General features: G+C 68.7%; 20 protein-coding genes. 8 read left to right on the top strand and 12 right to left on the bottom strand.

Translation table 11 applies throughout. The annotated features are described in order from the left end of the window. Positions 1 to 165: 165 nt before the first annotated feature. The 5 genes from ABD260_RS03510 to ABD260_RS03490 form a co-directional block, all read right to left on the bottom strand. The gene (locus tag ABD260_RS03510; protein WP_344231838.1) at positions 166 to 912 is read right to left on the bottom strand and encodes a class I SAM-dependent methyltransferase; all 747 of its coding nucleotides are present in this window, start codon (positions 910 to 912) and stop codon (positions 166 to 168) included. A gap of 293 nt (positions 913 to 1,205) precedes the next feature. Beyond that, positions 1,206 to 2,417 (bottom strand): DUF480 domain-containing protein, encoded by a 1,212-nt coding sequence (locus ABD260_RS03505; protein ID WP_344231837.1) that lies wholly within the window; start codon positions 2,415 to 2,417, stop codon positions 1,206 to 1,208. A gap of 71 nt (positions 2,418 to 2,488) precedes the next feature. Further along, entirely contained in the window at positions 2,489 to 2,734 is a 246-nt protein-coding gene (locus ABD260_RS03500; RefSeq protein WP_184833770.1) for a hypothetical protein, read from the bottom strand. 59 nt (positions 2,735 to 2,793) lie between these two features. Beyond that, positions 2,794 to 3,267 (bottom strand): SAV_6107 family HEPN domain-containing protein, encoded by a 474-nt coding sequence (locus tag ABD260_RS03495; protein WP_344231836.1) that lies wholly within the window; start codon positions 3,265 to 3,267, stop codon positions 2,794 to 2,796. After that, positions 3,264 to 3,752: a DUF6504 family protein gene (locus tag ABD260_RS03490; protein WP_344231835.1), complete on the bottom strand. Its 489-nt coding sequence runs from the start codon at positions 3,750 to 3,752 to the stop codon at positions 3,264 to 3,266. Before ABD260_RS03490 ends, ABD260_RS03495 begins: the two co-directional genes overlap by 4 nt. 444 nt (positions 3,753 to 4,196) lie before the next feature. On the opposite strand from ABD260_RS03490, the gene ABD260_RS03485 reads away from it, so the two are divergent. Further along, positions 4,197 to 4,667 (top strand): YbaK/EbsC family protein, encoded by a 471-nt coding sequence (locus tag ABD260_RS03485; protein WP_344231834.1) that lies wholly within the window; start codon positions 4,197 to 4,199, stop codon positions 4,665 to 4,667. A gap of 53 nt (positions 4,668 to 4,720) precedes the next feature. Here ABD260_RS03485 and ABD260_RS03480 read toward each other — a convergent pair whose 3' ends face one another. Continuing rightward, the gene (locus ABD260_RS03480; RefSeq protein ID WP_344231833.1) at positions 4,721 to 6,640 is read right to left on the bottom strand and encodes an N-acetylmuramoyl-L-alanine amidase; all 1,920 of its coding nucleotides are present in this window, start codon (positions 6,638 to 6,640) and stop codon (positions 4,721 to 4,723) included. 174 nt (positions 6,641 to 6,814) lie between these two features. Here ABD260_RS03480 and ABD260_RS03475 point away from each other — a divergent pair, with 174 nt between their 5' ends. From ABD260_RS03475 to ABD260_RS03465, 3 genes are all read left to right on the top strand, one after another. After that, a complete protein-coding gene (locus tag ABD260_RS03475) occupies positions 6,815 to 7,444 on the top strand; it encodes a DUF4126 domain-containing protein (protein WP_344231832.1) in 630 nt (209 codons plus the stop codon). Then, positions 7,444 to 8,751, top strand: a complete 1,308-nt coding sequence (locus ABD260_RS03470; RefSeq protein ID WP_344231831.1) for a phytoene desaturase family protein — start codon at positions 7,444 to 7,446, stop codon at positions 8,749 to 8,751. The genes ABD260_RS03475 and ABD260_RS03470 overlap by 1 nt, the downstream gene beginning before the upstream one ends. A gap of 169 nt (positions 8,752 to 8,920) precedes the next feature. After that, entirely contained in the window at positions 8,921 to 11,101 is a 2,181-nt protein-coding gene (locus ABD260_RS03465; RefSeq protein WP_344231830.1) for a HelD family protein, read from the top strand. A gap of 56 nt (positions 11,102 to 11,157) precedes the next feature. Here the strand turns inward: ABD260_RS03465 and ABD260_RS03460 are convergent, their stop codons facing one another. Together ABD260_RS03460 and metF are read right to left on the bottom strand one after the other, a co-directional pair. Continuing rightward, positions 11,158 to 11,688, bottom strand: coding sequence for a SixA phosphatase family protein (locus tag ABD260_RS03460; protein WP_344231829.1), 531 nt, complete (start codon positions 11,686 to 11,688; stop codon positions 11,158 to 11,160). Between the two features lie 4 nt (positions 11,689 to 11,692). Further along, on the bottom strand, positions 11,693 to 12,610 hold the full coding sequence (gene metF, locus ABD260_RS03455; protein ID WP_344231828.1) for a methylenetetrahydrofolate reductase [NAD(P)H]: 918 nt from the start codon (positions 12,608 to 12,610) through the stop codon (positions 11,693 to 11,695). A gap of 57 nt (positions 12,611 to 12,667) precedes the next feature. Between metF and ABD260_RS03450 the strand changes: the two genes are divergently transcribed. Then, complete coding sequence (locus ABD260_RS03450) at positions 12,668 to 13,738, top strand: polyprenyl synthetase family protein (protein WP_344231827.1); 1,071 nt, start codon at positions 12,668 to 12,670, stop codon at positions 13,736 to 13,738. A gap of 71 nt (positions 13,739 to 13,809) precedes the next feature. Here ABD260_RS03450 and ABD260_RS03445 read toward each other — a convergent pair whose 3' ends face one another. Beyond that, the gene (locus ABD260_RS03445; RefSeq protein WP_344231826.1) at positions 13,810 to 14,238 is read right to left on the bottom strand and encodes a helix-turn-helix domain-containing protein; all 429 of its coding nucleotides are present in this window, start codon (positions 14,236 to 14,238) and stop codon (positions 13,810 to 13,812) included. A gap of 75 nt (positions 14,239 to 14,313) precedes the next feature. Between ABD260_RS03445 and ABD260_RS03440 the strand changes: the two genes are divergently transcribed. Next, positions 14,314 to 14,667, top strand: a complete 354-nt coding sequence (locus ABD260_RS03440; protein WP_344231825.1) for a DUF4180 domain-containing protein — start codon at positions 14,314 to 14,316, stop codon at positions 14,665 to 14,667. On the opposite strand, the gene ABD260_RS03435 is transcribed toward ABD260_RS03440, so the two are convergent. Genes ABD260_RS03435 through thiE form a run of 3 tightly spaced genes read right to left on the bottom strand, consistent with a single transcriptional unit; the run spans position 14,650 to position 16,150 of the window. Further along, positions 14,650 to 15,084 (bottom strand): barstar family protein, encoded by a 435-nt coding sequence (locus tag ABD260_RS03435; RefSeq protein WP_184833792.1) that lies wholly within the window; start codon positions 15,082 to 15,084, stop codon positions 14,650 to 14,652. The two genes, ABD260_RS03440 and ABD260_RS03435, sit on opposite strands and share 18 nt — an antisense overlap. Continuing rightward, positions 15,081 to 15,506, bottom strand: a complete 426-nt coding sequence (locus ABD260_RS03430; RefSeq protein ID WP_344231824.1) for a guanyl-specific ribonuclease — start codon at positions 15,504 to 15,506, stop codon at positions 15,081 to 15,083. Before ABD260_RS03430 ends, ABD260_RS03435 begins: the two co-directional genes overlap by 4 nt. Beyond that, positions 15,503 to 16,150: a thiamine phosphate synthase gene (gene thiE, locus ABD260_RS03425; protein WP_344231823.1), complete on the bottom strand. Its 648-nt coding sequence runs from the start codon at positions 16,148 to 16,150 to the stop codon at positions 15,503 to 15,505. Before thiE ends, ABD260_RS03430 begins: the two co-directional genes overlap by 4 nt. Positions 16,151 to 16,192: 42 nt before the next feature. On the opposite strand from thiE, the gene thiO reads away from it, so the two are divergent. Beyond that, complete coding sequence (gene thiO / locus ABD260_RS03420) at positions 16,193 to 17,332, top strand: glycine oxidase ThiO (RefSeq protein ID WP_344231822.1); 1,140 nt, start codon at positions 16,193 to 16,195, stop codon at positions 17,330 to 17,332. A gap of 168 nt (positions 17,333 to 17,500) precedes the next feature. Beyond that, the gene (locus tag ABD260_RS03415) at positions 17,501 to 18,445 is read left to right on the top strand and encodes a LysM peptidoglycan-binding domain-containing protein (RefSeq protein ID WP_344231821.1); all 945 of its coding nucleotides are present in this window, start codon (positions 17,501 to 17,503) and stop codon (positions 18,443 to 18,445) included. The last annotated feature ends 24 nt before the right edge of the window (positions 18,446 to 18,469 follow it).

Genomic DNA, 18,469 nt, shown 5'->3' with positions numbered 1-18,469 from the left:
CGAAACCCTGACCGCCTGTCCAGCGCGTCACGGTCCGGCAACTGCCCCACCAACGTCGGTCCCAAACCCGTGTCCATCGGCGTGTCGCTCACAGCCTGTTCACAGCAACCATCCGCCCAGCCGTGCCGAAGGTGACGTCGCCATCACCCTCCGTACTGATGCGTGTCAGCGGGTGGCGAGGATGTGGAGTTGGGTGGCCAGGGCGCGGAAGGCGGGGTGCTGACTGGCGGCGCGTTCCAGGTCGGCGAGGGATTCGGCGGCGCCGGGCTCGGAGTCGACGAAAGCGGACGGCACCAGATCGGCGAACGTACGCACGCCATGCACCGTGTGCACCATGAACCCGGCGTCGGCCAATTGCCCGGTGATCCCGGCCTCGTCGAACCGGCGCGGCATCGGATCGGTGGCGCCCCATCGCCCGTCCGGGTCCTGCAACGCGATCCGCGCCTCGGCCAGATGCCCGGCCAAGGCCCGCGCCAGTACCACCGCGTTGCGCTGGGCAACCAGCAGACTCAGTACGCCACCCTCACGCAGTACCGACGCCATCGCCTGCAATGCCTGGACCGGATCGTCCACAACCTCGAGCACGCCGTGACACAGGACCGCATCCGCGCTCGACTCCCCCGCCAGACCCGGGAGCTCGGCCGCGTCACCCTGCACACCACGGACCAGTTCGCTGACACCTTCGTCGCTCGCCCGCCGTTCCAGGGACGCCAGCGCGTCCGGGCTCGGGTCGACGACGGTCACGCGGTGCCCTTCAACCGCCAACGGCACGGCAAACCCGCCAGTGCCGCCACCGAGATCGACAATGTCCAGCCCGGCGCCCGGATCGGTCCGTTCCCGCCCGGCCAGCGCGACGCGTAACGCCTCCCCGATCAACGCAGTACGCACACTCCGCCGCCGCCGATCCACCATCAATCCTCCTGCCGATCCCCCGACACGGTGCTCTGACACATCCCTGACGTCTACCCCCGACGCCCCAGCTCCAGCCACCACACCGGCCCCGGAGCCACCACCGCGCCACACCCTACTTCCACCCCAACCCCACACCCCGCCCCCGGGTCACGCGGCGCAATCCCTCCGCCCTCCCCAAACCGGTTTGGGGAACCAAGCTGCCCATTCCGGGGGCATCGGGCGCCCCAAACCGGTTTGGGGGCACAGTGGTTGGCTCGTCTGGGGCGGCTGGCGTCCGGGTGGATCGGGGGGTGTTAGCCGGGGTTGCGGGCTATGACGTAGAGGCGGCGGGTGGATTCGGAGCGGGTGGTGAGCGGACCGCGGAGGTACCACTCGATGTCGGTCAGGCCGGCGGTCTCCAACAGTGCGACGATCTGAGCGGGATCGTGCAGGACATAGTCCAGATTGACCTCATGTCCGAGGAACTCCTCGACGTGCCGGATCTCGGCGCCCGCATGCAGCGCGAGCACCAGCCAGCCGCCTGGATCGAGCGGTCGCGTCAACGCCGCGATCGCCTCGGGTAGCTCGGATGCGGCCAGGTGGATCAGCGAGTACCACCCGAGCACAGCAGCCCACCCGGAACTGGTCGGCGGGCGACCGAGCCGGCGCAGATCCCCCACGTCGTACGTGTGCTCGGGAAACCGCCGACGCGCTTCGGCAACCATCTCCGCCGCGATATCGATCCCGGTCGCCGCGGCACCGCCCTCGGCCAGGTACGCGGTGATGTGCCCCGGCCCAGAACCAACTTCCACGACGGGCCGGCCGTTGGCGTGGGCGATCACCCGATCCAGCAACCACCTCTCGAACGGCAATCCATCAAGCTCATCGAGCAGCTCGTCCGCGTACGCCGACGCAACCGTGTCGTACGCGGCCCGCACCCGAGCGTCTCGTGCTTCGGTGCCATCGGCTATCACCTGGTCGCGATCGACCTGTTCGGCGACAACAGCCTCGTCCTCCTCGCTGACCGGACCGAGGAGATGAATCCACCGGCGATCGTGCTGCCCGGCGCGCCGCTCCAACTCCCGCACCAGCGGCTCGGACCGCTCAGCCATCCGCCGCAGGCACGCCTCGACCTCGCCGCGATCCTCGAACTTGTGCAGTCGCTCGGTCCGCGTACGCAACTCACCGGGCGCCTGCGCACCGCGCAGCAACAGCACCGTGATCAGCGCACGCTCGTCCGGCGCGAGCTCCAGCTTCTCGTCCAGGATCTGGTGGTACTTGAGAGTGCGCCGCCCGGTGTCGACCCAGACGATCCGCAACAGCTCCCGGTCCCGCAGCCCACGCGCGACCCGCTCGACCGTGCCTTGGTCGTAGTCGACGACCGGCTCACGATTACTGGTCTGATTGCACGCCGTCCGCAACGCGTTGGCAGTCAGCGGGTACGACGCGGGCACGGTCGCCTGTTTCTCCAGCAAGCTCCCGAGAACCCGCTGCTCCTCGACATCCAGCACAGGAAGATCGCTCACACAGGCGACCTTAGTGCCCACCCAGGACCGGCGGGACGCTTGGTGGGTGGGCAGGTCGGCCGCGTTGCAGGTCAGCCCGGCTGGTAGGTCTCGGGGAGGGTCAGGGGCTCGAAGGCGGTGCCGTTGCAGGTTGGGCAGAGGGCGTCGTCGGACAGTCCGGAGCCGGCGCACTGGGTGCAGAGGCCGTCATGCCAGGACTCGCCGGACAGGGAGTGGTGTGGGCGCGGGTAGTGGGTGTCCGGCAGGTAGCACTCGGCTCCGGTCAGGGCGTGCAAGCGACCGCACAGGTCCTTGCCCAGGCCTCTTTGTTCGGTCACGGTCGGGATCTCCTCAGTGCTGGGTGTTGCTGGGTGTTGCTGGGGTGTTGCTGGGTGGCTCAGCTGGCTTGCATCCAAGGTTGGGTGAGCACCGACTGCGGGTCGGTGGTGGCGGTCAGGACAGGGCTGGTGGACAGCCGCAGGCTCGCCTCGACCTGGGTGTAGAAGGTCTCGGCGGCCCGGATCAGGTCATCCGCCTCGCGGGTGCTGACGGCGCGCTCCAGCCCGGCCTCGGCGGCGGCGCGCTGGGCAGCCCCGGCGGCGAAGAACGTCGCCCATTCACCGAACTCGGGCGCGACCTCGGCGAGCAGGACCCAGGCGTTCTTCTGGACGCGGCGGCGGCTGCCGGACCGGACCGGGCGAGCCCGGACGGCGAGCACCGCGGCCGCGACCCGGAGCGCCGCGACGTGGGCGCTGGAGTAGCGAATCAGGCGGTCAGTGGTCTCGGTCGCCTCGGCCAGGGCGGCCCGGGCGCGGGACAGCTCACGGCTGGCCGCGCCGGCGGCTACCGGGGACACCGGTGAAACGGTCATCGGTCGGTCACCCTCTCCAGTTGCCAACGGCCCGAGTGCGGGTCGTGGGCGAGATCGAAAAGCTCCCTGCGTCCGTGCCGGCCACACCCGGCCTCGACGCGGTACACCGCGCGCTGCGGGCCCCAGTCCGCATCCAGCACCCCGACCGCCGCCGGCGACGTGGCCGCCGCAACCACGGCAGTACCCCCAGCGGGGGCGGCAGCGACGCCGGTGGGGTGAGGTTGCGTGGCAGCGGGGCGTGAACGGGGGTTCGCCGCCGCTGCCACGCTGTTCAGGTGGGCCCGGGTGGTGCGCTGGGCCACGTGGGCGTCGTAGGTCGAGCCGGTGCCGATGACGCCGCGCTCCCACCAGGCGGCCGTCTCGGTCCACTGCGACCGGAGCGCGCAGACCCGCCAGAGCCGGCCACGCCAGAGGAACTGGTCAGGGGTCTCGATGCCGTCCACGAACACCGAGTGCACCTCGACGGCGTCGTCGATCTCCCACATGGTCCATCTCCTCCTCTGGAACTGCTTCCCCTGGGCGACGGCCCGGCGGGGAGCACCAAGGTGGGGGTCGAGGTCCACCCCGGTGCCCGGCCCGCCGGGACCACCGGATTCCGATGCGGCCGCAACTCCGCACCGGAGCCGTCCAGCTGTCCGGGTCACCCCGGTCCGGCCTCCCGACGAAACCGGGGCCGAGGTAATCGAACATCTGTTCGAACACTGGAAGCGTAGCGCCGTCCACCGACAGTCGTCAACGGCCGGGCCACCCGGCGCGCCGGGCTCCTGGGCCGCCGGGCCGGCGACGGTGCCTTCGATCCACATGCCACTGATCGTTCCGGACGCCACCGACAGTTTTCGGTCCCGGGGTTCCGCGCAGCCTTCCGGGCGTGATATCCGGGGCGTGGTATTCAGGTGCCGGCCGGCAGCGGGCCGAATAGGCTGCCCAGGGTGAGCAGTCATCCCAACGTGCAGAAAGTCGCCGACGCCCTGCGGGCCGCCGGCGCGACCGGTGAGATCAAGATCCTGGACGACGCGGTACCGACCGCGGCGGCAGCGGCCGCCGGGCTCGGCTGCGAGGTCGGCGCGATCGCGAACAGCCTGATCTTCGACGGCGACGGCGGCCCGGTGCTGATCCTGACCTCGGGCGCGCACCGGGTGGACACGGCGAAGGTCGCAGCCGAGCTCGGGATCACGAAGCTGAAGCGGGCCACGCCGGAGTTCGTCAAGCAGCACACCGGCCAGTCGATCGGCGGCGTCGCCCCGGTCGGCCACCCGGGGCAGGTCCCCACCTACGTAGACACCGCCCTGGAGCAGTACGAGGTGGTCTGGGCCGCCGCGGGCATCCCGCACTCGGTCTTCCCGACCACGTACGCCGAGCTGCTCGAGCTGACCAACGGAACGCCGATCACCGTCAACTGAAACGACGAAGCCGTCCAGCAGGTCGCTGGACGGCTTCGCTTACAGCAGGCGGATCAGATAGCGGGGCGTACGTCCACGTCGGCCGCGCGTACGTAGGCCATCCGGTGCCCGAACCAGATCTGGTAGTACCGGTCCTTGCCGATGACCTGGACGTGGTCGGTCGGCGGCTGGCCGTCGAACGTCACGGCCCGGTAGTAGTCGGTCTCGATGTTCAGGTCACCCACCGGGTACGCCTGTCCGGCACCGATCGTGTACTGCAGCGGCGTCACCGTCTGGTACGGAATACCGGCCGGGTACGCGGACTGCTCCGGGTACGCACGCCCGTACACCGGGACAGCCGTCTTACCCGCCTTCGGCTTCACGACCAGCCCGGGCTTCACGAACGCGTCCGGAGCGGATGCCGGGCTCTTGAACCAGCCCAGTGCGCCCAAGTACCAGACAGCTACCCAATCGCCCTGGCGCTGCGCCACCACGTACTCCGAACCCGCAGCTGCCCGCGAGCCCATGTCGGCCACATCAGTGGTGCCGTTGGAGCCGTCCGGGTGCAGACCGAGGTCCTTGACCAGCGGAGCGCTGTCGTCCGGCGCCTGGCGCAGGTACACGAAGTTGGTGCCCTGCGGCTTGCACGGTGTACCCGGGGCGTCGCAGTTGTCGACAACCTGCACATTGCCCTGGAAGCCCGGCTTGATGGTCACGATCGACCCGGTACGTACCGGCAGCACCGACTTGCCCCAGATCGGCGCACCGACCAGGTCCATGTAGTGCTCCCAGTCCCAGTACGGTCCCGGGTCCCAGTGCATGCCGCGGACCGTACTCGGGAGCGTGCCCGGCACCTGGTCGTGGCCGATGATGTGCGCCCGGTCGAGCGGGATGTTGTTCTTGACCGCCAGGTAGCGCACCAGCTTGGCCGAGTTGCGATAGAGCGACTCGGTGAACCAGGTGGCGCCCTGTGGCGCGAAGCCCTCGTGCTCGATACCGATGCTGTGCTGGTTCACGTACCAGTTGCCGGCGTGCCAGGCGACGTCCTTGGCCTTCACGTGCTGCCAGGTGTGTCCGTCCGACGACCGCATCGTGTACTGCCAGCTGACGTACGTCGGGTCCTGCACCAGGTTCAGCACGCCCTGCCAGTGGCCCTCGGTGTCGTGGATGACGATGTAGTCGATCTTGCCGGTCTTCGGCCGGTTCGCGAGGTCGTGGTTGCCGTAGTCGCCCGCACCGAACTGTGAGTACGGCGCCGGCAGCCACTCGCAGCCGAGCGACGCCGGGCACTCCACGTCGGACTTGGACGGCTGCACACCGGCCGGCAGCGACAGCTTGTTCACCTGTGACTTGTCCGGCTTCACAGCCAGAGCAGGCATCGCGATCTGCTGACCGGTGTTGGTCGTACGGGCTGCACCGCGCGCCATGATCGAGTAGACGTCGTCGGCGAAACCAGCCGCGCCGACCTTGTCCCCTGCCTCCGCGTACGACGCCACCGCGCCGTACCAGTCGGCCGGTGACGTGCTTTCGCCAACCGGCAGCCCCAGGGACTTCTGGTACGCCGCGAGCACCGCGGCGCCACCACTGATGTTGTCCGTGACGTTGTTGCGCAGTGAGCTCTGGTCGAGGCCGGTCAGCTCGGACGCCTTCTTCAGCGTCTGCAGCGACTCGGCGGTCGCGACCTTCTGTTTGCCGGACAGGTCGGCGACCTCCGACGCACCCAGTCCGGTGAGGTGCATCGGGCCGTACCCACCGGTCGTACTCGGTGCGCCGGCGTGGTCGTCCCAGCGGGACTCGGCGTACGAAACGGCCAGCAGGACGGACTCCGGCACGCCGTACTTCGCGGCGGCCGCGCTGTACGCGGTAGCGGCGACAGCGGACGGTGCGGGAGCCGGCGCCGCCTGGGCGGGTGGACCTCCCAACGACACGCCGACCAGTGCGGCCGGCAGCGCTACCGCACCCAGTGCGGCAAGAATTCTCGGACGACGAAGCATGATGTTCTCCTGAACCCGTGGGCGGAGTGCCGGTCACACAGACCGGCAGCCTAGTCACTGTGAGTCGAGGCGACGCGGATGTCAACGGTTAACCAAAGTTCGCGTCTACGGGTTCGATACTGACGAAAACATGCCGCGCCGACGGACGGCGACCGAGGGTTACGGAGCACGGGGATGGAAGCACTGCCGCTGGCGGTGACGACTGGCTGGGCCAGTGGCATCAACGCCTACGCCTGCGTGCTGATCCTCGGTCTGCTCGGCCGCTTCGCCGGTGCCGGCGACGTGCCGCACGCCCTGACCACCACACCGGTGCTGATCGCGGCGGGCGTACTTTTCGCGTTCGAGTTCGTCGCCGACAAGATCCCCTACGTCGACTCCGCGTGGGACGCGATCTCCACGGTGATCCGGCCGACCATCGGCGCCGTACTTGCTGCGCTGATGTCCGGTCAGGCGAGCACGCTGCACCAGGCGCTGATCGCCACTACCGGTGGTCTGGTGGCGCTGCTGTCGCATGCGGTGAAGTCGAGTCTGCGGCTGGCGATCAACACCTCCCCCGAGCCGGTCACCAACATCGCCGCGTCGTCCGGCGAGGATGTAGCGGTCGCCGGCGTGGTGTCGCTGGCCGCCTTCCATCCGGAGGCGGCCCTCATCATCGCCGGTGTCCTCCTGCTACTCGGTCTGATCGGTGTGTACTTCGCGTTCCGGTTCATCCGCCGCGGGTACCTCCGGTTCAAGGCCTGGCGGGCGAAACGAAGTAGTACCCCTGCAACCGGAAGCGGCACTGCCTTGCCTGAGGAAAAGTAATGGCCAATGTGATTGTCATCGGGGCCGGTCTGGCCGGTCTCGCCAGTGCTGTGCGGTTGGCCAAGCTGGGCCATCAGGTCACCATCTGCGAGCAGGACGAGCACCTGGGTGGGGTACTGGGCCGGGTCGAAGCTGATGGGTTCGGTTGGGACGCCGGCGCGGCCAGTACGACACTGCCGGCCGCGCTACGCGACCTGTTCCGCAAGAGCGGCCGTCCGATCGAGAGCCTGGTCCAGCTGGAGCCAGTGACCGAGCCGCGCCGCCACATGTTCGCTGACGGCTCAGTACTCGATCTACCGGTCAGCGACCGCGGTGCACAGGAGGAGGCGTGGACCGGGCTGGCCGGTGCCGCTGTAGCCGAGCAGTGGACCGCACTGGTCGACAAGTACGGCGACACCTGGCAGATACTTCGTAAGACCTCACTGGAGCCACCGCTCGAGGACAAGCTGCCGATCAAGACGATCCGCGCGCTCAAGCCGTGGCAGTCGTTGGAGAAGGTCGCGCAGCGGGAGCTGAGCGACGAACGGGCCCGTGCGGTGCTCCGGCACTTCGCGGCACAAGGCGGTTCGGACGCCAAGCTCACTCCGGGGTACGTGGGCGTCTGGTCGTACTTGGAGCGGACGTTCGGCCGCTGGACGATCGCTGGTGGTTTCGGCTCGCTCGCGGAGGCCCTGGCGAAGCGCGCTGACGAACGGAAGATCACCGTCCGTACCAGCACCGAGGTAGCTGCCATAACCACAACTGCTGGAGCAGTCACCGGAGTACGCCTTGCTGACGGGACTGAGCTTCCCGCTGACATCGTGGTGAGTGACATCGACCCACGGGTGCTCTACGAGAGCCTCATCGAGGACTCGGTGGCCAAGAAGGTCCGCAAGAAGATCCGGTCGACGCACCAAGCACAGGCGGCGTACGTAGTACACCTCGGGCTGAAGGAGCCAGTACCGGAGCTGCCCTTCGAGACTGTTCTGCACGGCACACCGACCGTGGTGGTGCGGACCGGTGGTACGGCACCAGCGGGACACCAGGCGTGGTCCGTACTGGTCCATGGCTACCCCACCGATGACGTACTGGACCTGCTGGTCGCCCGTGGCCTGCATGTACGGGAGAGCGTGGTGTCCCGGCAGACGTCGCCGTCCTGGTGGGCCGGTGTGGCCTGGGAGGGGTACAAGACCGCCCGCCGCCGCGCCGCGAACGTGTCACCGGTCAAGGGCCTGTACTGCGTCGGTGCGGGTGCTCACCCGGGCTCCGGCGTGCCCGCGACCACGCTGGGCGCCGCGATCGTGGCGGACGCGATCGGGAAGGCCTGAGACCCCGGTGGGGTTGGACATGGGAGCGAACTAAGATTGGTTGTTCCTGTGTTCTGAGTCGGGACAGTGCCCGGCCGTAGAGAGGACCTCGGTGGACCAAACCCCCACATCGGCCGATCACGACTCTGTCCGCGCCGAGGGCGCAAGCAGCGCTGACAGCGCGGACAGCATGGAGCGGGCTGAGCTGGCCGCCGAGCAACAACATGTCGACCGGGTGTACGGCCGGGTCGAGGAGGCCGCGCGGTCGGCGTCCCGGATCGCCGTCGACGGCTACCAGCGCGGCCAGGCGCAGAACGTCGGCCGGGTACGTGACGAGGAGCAGACCGGCCTGTACGAGCGGGACGTGCTCGTGTTCGCAGCTGCCCGCCGGATCGCCGAGCTGGACGCGGAGCACGAGGGCCTGGTGTTCGGCCGGCTGGACTCCGACCGGGGTGACGACGAGCCGCAGGCCGAGACCGCGGCCGGGCTCGACAAGCTGTACGTCGGCCGGATCGGCGTCCGCGACGCCGAATACGAGCCGCTGGTGATCGACTGGCGCGCGCCCGCCGCGGAGCCGTTCTACCGCGCCACCGCGACCGACCGGCAGAAGGTGGTCCGCCGCCGCGTGCTGCGCAACAAGGGGCCGCGGATCGTCGGTCTCGAGGACGACCTGCTGGCGCCGGAGCGGGCGCCGGAGGACCTGCCGGTGATGGGCGAGGGCGCCTTGATGGCCTCGCTGTCCCGGGCGCGCGGTCACACGATGCGCGACATCGTCGCCACCATCCAGGCCGAGCAGGACAAGGCGATCCGGTCGACGGCCCGTGGTGTCACGGTGATCGGCGGCGGACCGGGTACCGGCAAGACGGTGGTTGCGCTGCACCGCGCCGCGTACCTGCTGTACAGCGACCGCAGGCGCTTCGAGCGTGGCGGCGTACTGGTGGTCGGCCCGTCGGCAGCGTTCATGGCGTACATCGAGCGCGTACTACCAAGCCTTGGCGAGAACACCGTGTCGCTCCGCGCCGTCGGCGAGCTGGTCGACGGTGTGAAGGCCACTGTGGTCGACGAGGCCGAGGTAGCGGCGATCAAGGGCTCCCTGCCGATGCGTGGCGTGCTGTCGCGTGCTGCTCGCGACCGGGTGCCCACCGCGCCGACCACGCTGCGGGTGTTCATCGGTGGCGCCACGGTGGAGCTGGACGCCAACCAGCTCGACAACGTACGCCGCAACGCACTACGCCGGACTGCACGCAACCGGGCAGCCAGCGAGGCGCGCAAGGGTCTGATCGCCGCGCTGTGGCAGCGGTTCCCGGAGGACCTGCGAACTGGTCCGCTGGGCGACCGTGAGGCGTTCGGCGACCGAGTCACTGACACTCCGGCGTTCCGCACGTTCTTCAGCCAGTGGTGGCCGGTGGTGACTCCGGAGGCGGCACTGCGCTGGCTTGGTGACCCACGCCGGCTGCAGCGCTGGGCCCGGAACGACCTGACCCCCAGAGAGGTCGACGCACTCGCCAGGGGCATCAGGACGACGGACGAGTTCACCATCGCCGATGTGGCGCTGCTGGACGAGCTGACCACTCTGCTGGGCAAGCCGCTGGCAAACGAGAACACCGATGAGGAGTTCGACTGGCTGGAAGGGCTCAGCGAGGGTGTGAACGAGGTGCTGACCAGCTCGGAGCGCAGGGCTCGCGCCGCGGCCGCACGCGAGGCGGAAGAGCCGGAGGAGTACGCGCACGTGCTGGTGGACGAGGCACAGGACCTCTCCCCCATGCAGTGGCGCATGGTCACCCGGCGCGGTCCGCAGGCGAGCTGGACGATCGTCGGCGACCCGGCGCAAAGCTCCTGGCCGGACCCGGACGAGGCACGCGGTGCGATGGACTCCATGCTGTCGCACCTGCAGCGGCACACGTACCGGCTGTCCACCAACTACCGGAACTCGGCTGAGATCTACTCGTTCGCCGGTGAGGTGATCCGGCAGTCCATCCCGGACGCCGACCTGCCGAATGCGGTGCGCAGTACCGGCGTCGAGCCGGAGCATCGGGTCTTCGACGACGGCAAGGTGTCCCAGGCGGCCGGTGAAGCTGCTGCTGAGCTGCTGCAGCTGGTCGAGGGCACAGTCGGCGTCATCGTGCCGCCGGCGCTGCGGCCGATCGTCGAGCCGGTGCTGGCCGAGCTGGGCGACCCCCGGGTCGTCGCGGTGAGCCCACTGGATTCGAAGGGCCTGGAGTACGACGGTGTCGTGGTGGTCGAGCCGGACCGGATCGTCAGCGACACACTGGGCGGCGTACGCGCCCTGTATGTCGTTCTGACCCGGGCGACGCAGCGGTTGATCACGATCAACAGCACCACCCATTGGTTGCCCGCCCGCGACTCCTGAGCAGGAACCAGCTTGACTGGGCAGCTGCCGGCTGACGGCAACTGCCCAGCACCGGGTTAGCCGCGGGGTACTACGTACTGCACCAGGTCGGCCTCGTTCGCCGCGAGGTCGGCCCACTTGCAGGTGAGGCGCAGGATCGTCAGTCCGGTGGTCGGGTACTTCTGCGTGAGCTCGATGCGCTCCGGACTGGTGCCGTCCAGCGCCAGCTCGTCCGCCAGCCACGGGATGCCCGGCGCATGCCCGACCATGACCACCGTCCGCGCCTCCGCCGGCGCCTCGTGGACCACATCCAGCAGCTCGTCGGTGCCGGCGTTGTAGATCCGCTTGTCGTACCAGACGTCGCCCGCACCGACGCCGGCCTCGGCGACCTGCTTCCAGGTCTCCCGGGTGCGCTTCGACGGCGAGCACAGGACCAGGTCCGCTTCGATGCCCTGGGCAACGAGATGCCGGCCGGCCGCCGCGGCGTCGGCGCGGCCGCGGTCGGTCAGTGGACGCTCCGGGTCCGGCATCGACTCCGGCGGCACCGCCTTGGCGTGCCGGAGCAGGACGAGGGTTCGGTCGATCAACAGGTCCGACGGGTCAGCCATTGCGTCAGGATACGACCGATGCGCCGAGGTTGCGGAACACCTGCCGGGTCGCGGTCGATCTGTTCAAGGTAATGAAATGAATCCCCGGCGCGCCGCCCGCGAGCAGCCGCTCACACAGCTCGGTGGCGATCTCGATCCCGACCTCACGGACCGCCGCCGGATCGTCCCCGACCGCGAGCAACCGCTCGGTGACGGCGGCCGGCAAGGCCATCCCGGTCAGCTCGGCCATCCGCTGGATCTGCTTGATGTTGGTGACCGGCATGATGCCGGGCAGCACCGGCATCTCACAGCCGAGCGCCGACGACCGGTCGATCAGCCGGAAGTAGTCGTCCGCGCCGAAGAACATCTGCGTGATCGCGTAGTCCGCACCGGCTTGCGCTTTCGCGGCGAGCACGGCGGCGTCCGCCTCCAGCGACGTCGCCTCCGGATGCTTGTCGGGGAAGGCAGCGACGCCGACACAGAAGTCACCGAGCGAACGGATCAGCTCGACCAGCTCGACCGCGTGGTTCAGTCCCTCCGGGTGCGCGACCCACGGCTGGTTCGGCCCACCGGGCGGGTCGCCGCGAAGGGCGAGCATGTTGCGGACACCCGCGCCCGCGTACGCCCCGATCACCGAGCGCAGCTCGTCCCGGGAGTGCGCGACGCAGGTCAGATGACCGAGCGGGGTCAGCGAGGTGTCCTGCGCGACCCGCTCGGTGACCCGGATGGTGCCGTCCCGGGTGGTGCCGCCGGCGCCGTACGTGATCGAGACGAAGGTCGGCCGGAGCTGCTCGATCTCGCGGATCGACCGCCACAGCACCTCCTCCGCCTCGGGCGTCTTCGGCGGGAAGAACTCGAACGAGAACGACCGGCCGCCGGACCTGAGCAGCTCGCGGATCGTCGGCGCACCGCCGGGAAGCGTCGAGGGAAGTCCGTTCGCCATGCGCTCAGGTTACCCGCGGTGCCCGGCCGCGTCTGCCCACCGACTACGCTCCGAGACGTGGATGGCGATGTGGACGTCCCGGCCGGGATTCAGCGCGCGCTGAGCGGGTTTCTCGACCGGCAGGAAGAGCGGCTGGCAGCGCTCGGCCCGGAGCTGGCCGAGCAGGTACAGGCCGCGCGGGACGCGACCAGTGGCGGCAAGCGGCTGCGGCCGGCCTTCTGCTATTGGGGTTTCCGGGCCGCGGGTGGTGATCGGTCGCTGCCGATCCTGACCGCCGCGGCGAGCCTGGAGATGCTGCACGTCAGTGCGCTCGTGCACGACGACGTGATGGATTCCTCGGACGTACGGCGGGGTGCGCCGTCGGCCCATCGCCGCTTCGAGGCACTGCAGCGCGAGCGCGGCGAGAAGAGCGGGTCCGGCGGTGACCCGGTCGGCTTCGGCGTCGGCGCCGCGATCCTGCTCGGCGACCTGTGCCTGATCTGGGCCGACGAGTTGCTGCACACGTCGGGCTTCGACGCCGCGGCGCTGGCTCGGGCGGAGCAGTTCTTCGATGCCGTACGCGTCGAGGTGACCGCCGGTCAGTACCTCGATCTGGTCGCGCAGGCCAGTGGCCAATCGGACATGGACCTGGCGTTGCGGGTGCTGCGCTACAAGTCGGCGACGTACACGATCGAGCGGCCGCTGCACATCGGCGCGGCGCTGGCCGGCGGGGACGCACAGCTCATCTCGGCACTGTCGGGGTACGGGCTGCCGCTCGGCGAGGCGTTCCAGCTGCGCGACGACCTGCTCGGGGTGTTCGGCGACCCGGCGGTGACGGGCAAGCCGGCCGGTGACGATCTGCGCGAAGGCAAGCGGACAGTACTGATCGCGTACGCGGTCGACCGTGCTTCCGAGGCCCAGCTGACCGAGTTCGACCGGCTGTTCGGGCGACCGGACCTGGACGACGACGAGATCCAGCTGCTCCGCGAGATCCTCCAGGACTGCCGCGCCGTGCAGGCGACCGAGGACCTGATCACCAACCGTACCGAGGACGCGCTGGACGCCCTGGACCGGGCACCACTCGCCGACGACGCCACCCGCAAGGCCCTCACCGACCTGGCCATCGCAGCCACCGCCCGCGACGTCTGACGCCTGCTCCAGCACCAGCCCCGTGCCTGGCGCGGGACTAGTGCTGGTCCTGGGCTAGTGCTGGTCCTGGGCTAGTGCTGGTCCTGGGCGGCCATCAGGTCGATCAGGCGGAGCAGTTCGGCGGTGCTGGAGAGGTCGCCGACCACGATCACCTTGAGCACCGCCCGGTCCTCGTCGTAGATCGTCTCGGCCCGCAACCGCACCGCCTCCGGCTGGTTCAGCGCGCCGAAGATGTGCGTACTGAGCCGGTCCGCCGTCGCCCGGTCGACGGAATCGATGTGCACGATGCTGGACGCCTCCACGTGCCGGTCCGACCGGTCGGCAGCGGCCGGCGGCGTGGGCGCACCGGTGAACTCCTCCAGATCCGCACGGCTGATCCGGTACTGCTTGCCGATCCGCACTGCCTTCAGCCGCCCGTCGCGGACGTAGTTGCGGATGGTGCGGACGTGCAGGCCCAGCCGGCTCGCCACCTGCTCGACCGAGTAGAGCTCCTGCGCCATGCGGCCAGCCTAGGGCACTTCCTTAGAATTCCCTATAATTGGTCGAATAGGGATGTTTAGGGTAATTTGAGGTACATGGTGATGCTGGCCGGACGACAGGTCCACGTGAGCGAGGCGCCGCTCCACGACGAGCGCGAGGTCGTTCAGGTGATCGTCGACGCGTACTACGGGCATCAGGCCGAGTGGATCGCGTTCACGCCGGAGCAGCTGGGCGACGAGTTCTTCGAGCTGCGGACCGGCCGGGCCGGTGCGATCACGCAGAAGTTCGTCGACTACCGGATGGGTCTCGCGGTCGTCGGTGACATCACGGAGCGGGTCGCGCGGAGTACGCCGCTGGCCGACTGGGTGCGGGAGAGCAACCGCGGCCACAACCTGCTGTTCGCCACGGACCTGGAGAAGCTGGCCGAGCTGCTACAGCACCGGCAGTGAGCTGAGCAGGTCAGGCGTCCGCGCACCGGCCTGTTCGCGGATGAGCACCCGGAGCTGACCGGAGTTCGTGGTGTCCTCGGCGAAGATCTGCAGGGCTACGTCGACAGTGTCGTGGTCGTGCTCGAGCAGGTTCGGCAGGCCGGTCCACAGTACGACCTCGGGCGCACCTGTCGACCGGTCGCTCAGTGAGTCGGCCAGTGCGTCCCAGTTCCGGCCGAACCAGCGGGGCAGGTCGAACGCGGTAGCGCAGAGGTCCAGGAACCCTGTCTTGTCGTGGATCTCGGCGGTGTCCAGTAGTACGAAGCCAAAACCCGCAGCGGTCGCGTCCCGCCGTACACCGTCCACTGCGGCCTTGGACGGCCAGCGGTACACCCCAGGGCGCAGGCCCTCCGTCAGCAGCGTCCGCAGGTCCGTCATGAGGCTCCCCCGTTGTCCGCGATCCGTCGGAACGACTTGTAGTGGTCGTCCGTGTAGTAGCGCTGCCCACCGTTGCCCGTGACGATTCGCCGGGCACCACGGTCCTTCGATCCCGGTGTCGGCACGGTGTACTCGTGGTAGTACCCGCGGTCGTGCTTCGGCAGGATCTTCTCCAGGTTGCCGAACACCACACCGTCCCGGCTGTACGGGTACGGGCCGCCCTGGTCGATCAGCTTCAGCGTGGACTGTGCCTCCTTCGGCAGGTCCTTCACCGCAACGACCTTCAGTCCACTCTCCGGATCGGTGTCCGAGGTGGTCTTCGGGCCGGCGGAGCAGCCGAACAGCGAGGCCGCCAAGGTGATCACCAGCATCGCGATCACCACGACCGCGACGATCCGCGCGGCCTTCGGGTTGTTGATCACCCGGCCTCCCGCAGCCGCCGGGCGAACTCCGCGGCCGCCGCGCCCGGGTCGTCCGCAGCGGTGATCGCGCGGACCACCACCACTCGGGTCGCACCGGCTTCCAGTACGTCGTCCAGCCGCTCCAGGTCGATCCCACCGATCGCGAACCACGGCTTCGACTGAGTTCGGCTGGCTGCGTACGACACCAGCTCCAGACCGGCGGCCTTGCGGCCTGGCTTGGTGGGTGTCTCCCAGGTCGGTCCGACGCAGAAGTAGTCCGACCCCTGCTCGTCCACAGCCGCGTTCACCTGGCTGAAGGTGTGCGTCGACCGTCCGACGATCGGCTCCGGTCCGATGATCGCCCGGGCGGCGTGTACCGGCAGATCACGCTGACCCAGGTGCAGTACGTCCGCTCCGGCCGCGAAAGCGATGTCAGCGCGGTCGTTCACCGCGAGCAGCTTCCCGTGCCGCTTACAGCTGTCCGCGAACACCTCCAGTGCGGCCAGCTCGTCGGCAGCCTCCATGTCCTTCTGCCGGAGCTGCACGATGTCCACGCCACCAGCCAGCGCGGTGTCCAGGAACTGTTCGAGGTCACCCTGCTTCTCGCGCGCGTCGGTACACAGGTAAAGGCGGGCATCAGCCAAACGGTCGGTGTGGTCGCTCACACCCCAAAGCCTGCCATGCTCGGCCAGAAGTAGGCTGACGGCATGCCTGAGCACACATCCGATGTAGTGGTTGTCGGCGCCGGGCTGATCGGGCTTTCGGTTGCCTGGCGGCTTGCTGCGGACGGTGTGCGGGTGACGGTGTGCGATCCCACACCCGGAGCGCAGACTTCCAATGTCGCAGCGGGGATGCTGGCGCCGGTCACTGAGGTGGAGTTCGGCGAGGACGACCTACTCGCGCTGAACCTGGCGTCAGTCAACGCGTGGCCGACGTTCGCCGCGGAGCTCGAGGAGTTCACCGGACTGCCCGCCGGACTGCACCAGACCGGTACGCTGGCGGTCGCGTACGACGTAGATGACGCGGCCGCACTACGCCGGCTCGCGGAGTACCAGCGGCGCCTCGGACTCGAGGTAGAAGAGCTGTCCGGTCGCGACGCCCGCCGCCGCGAGCCGCTACTCGCTACTGGTGTGTCAGGCGGCGTATGGGTTCCAGGTGATCACTCCGTCGACAACAGACAGGCAGTGACCACGCTCCTCGAAGCTGTCGACCGCTCCGGCGTACTGCTACTACGGCGGCGCGTTACTCGTGTACTCACTACCGGTACGACGGCCGTCGGCGTCCTACTCGACAACGGCGACACTGTGCACGCCGATCAGGTCGTAGTCGCGGCCGGACCGTGGTCATCGCAGTTGGACGGCGTACCAGAAGAGCTCCGTCCACCAGTCCGGCCGGTCAAGGGCGAGCTGCTACGGCTGCGTGTCCCCGAGGCGTACCGGCCCGCGCTGCAACACACTGTCCGCGCAACAGCCCGTGGCTTCTCGGTCTATCTGGTCCCACGACCAGGCGGTGAGCTCGTCGTCGGCGCAACCACCAGTGAGCTCGGCTACGACACCAGAGTGCTTGCCGGGGGCGCCTTTGCCCTGTTGCGCGACGCACGGACCGTACTGCCGATCACCGACGAGCTGGAGCTGGTGGAGACCATCGCGGGCCTTCGACCGGCCACTCCGGACAACGCGCCGGTGCTCGGCCCGTCCGGTCTGGATCGGTTGCTCTGGGCAACCGGTCACTACCGGAACGGCGTGCTGCTGACACCCGTCACCGCACAGGTGATCGCCGACACGATCCGTACCGGAACTGTGCCGGAGCTCGCCAAACCGTTCCTCGCCGGCCGCTTCGAGCACTGACTCACAGTTGCCGTCGGCAACCGGAATCCTTGTGAACGACAACGATGTAGTTCAGCCTTGAATTGTAAACATTGAGTTACAGGCGTAACACTCACCCCATCCACCCCTGTTGTCACATCAGTAACAGCACATACGGTCAGTGGACGTTCACACGGGGAGTTGGATGCCATGCGCAACGTCTTACGAGTCCTCAGCGGACTCGCAGTACCGGTTCTCGCCGCGGCCGTGATCACGGCCGGCGCACCGGGTTTCGGTGCCTACAAGGTCAAACAGGGTGACACCCTGAGCCACATCGCCGACCAGTACGGCACGTCGGTCCGCCGACTGGTGGCGCTGAACAACCTGCCGGGCAACGGCAACGCGATCTACGCCGGCGAGCTGCTCAAGGTGCCCACCCCCGGAACCGCGGCCAAACCCGCGCAGCCGGCCAAACGGTCCCAGCTCGGCCGGGTGACGTACGTGGTGAAGTCCGGCGACACGATTTCCGGGATCGCGAAGCGGTTCAAGTGCTCGCAGGCCAATCTGCTCGCCGCCAACGCACTCAAGCCAGGCGACCACATCTACGCCGGCAAGCCGCTGCAGGTCCCGGTGAAGATCCGGCCGAAGGCGCGGACCGACAACACGTTCGCGGGGCGTACGTACGCCGATCATGTGGTCGCCCAGGCGAACCGGAACCGGGCGATCCTGAAGAAGCGCAAGCTGCCGACCCGCGCACACATGCGGTCACTCATCGTCACCACTTCCAAGCGCTACGGAGTCGATCCGGAGCTCGCGCTCGCGGTCAGCTGGCAGGAGTCCGGCTGGAAACAGCGCGTCGTCTCCCCCGCGAACGCGGTCGGCGCGATGCAGGTGATCCCGTCGACCGGCAAGTTCGCGTCCCAGATCGTCGGCCGCGACCTGGATCTACTGAAGCCGGCTGACAACGTCACCGCCGGAGTCGTCCTGCTCAGTCGCCTCACCGGCGCCGCCAAGCTGGACATCGCCGTCGCCGGCTACTACCAGGGCCTCGGCGGCGTGAAGAAGAACGGCATGTACGCCGACACCAAGCTGTACGTCAAAAACATCCTCCGCATCAAGGCTCAACTGGAACGGGGTTGGGACCCCCTGCGGTGAGCCTGGCGCGGGTGGGCTGAGACG

It is taken from the genome of Kribbella hippodromi (genome assembly GCF_039531045.1).
In the GTDB taxonomy this organism is placed as follows: Bacteria; Actinomycetota; Actinomycetes; order Propionibacteriales; family Kribbellaceae; genus Kribbella; species Kribbella hippodromi.
Note: the sequence above shows the minus strand (reverse complement) of the source record. Positions and strands in the feature narration are given on the sequence as shown.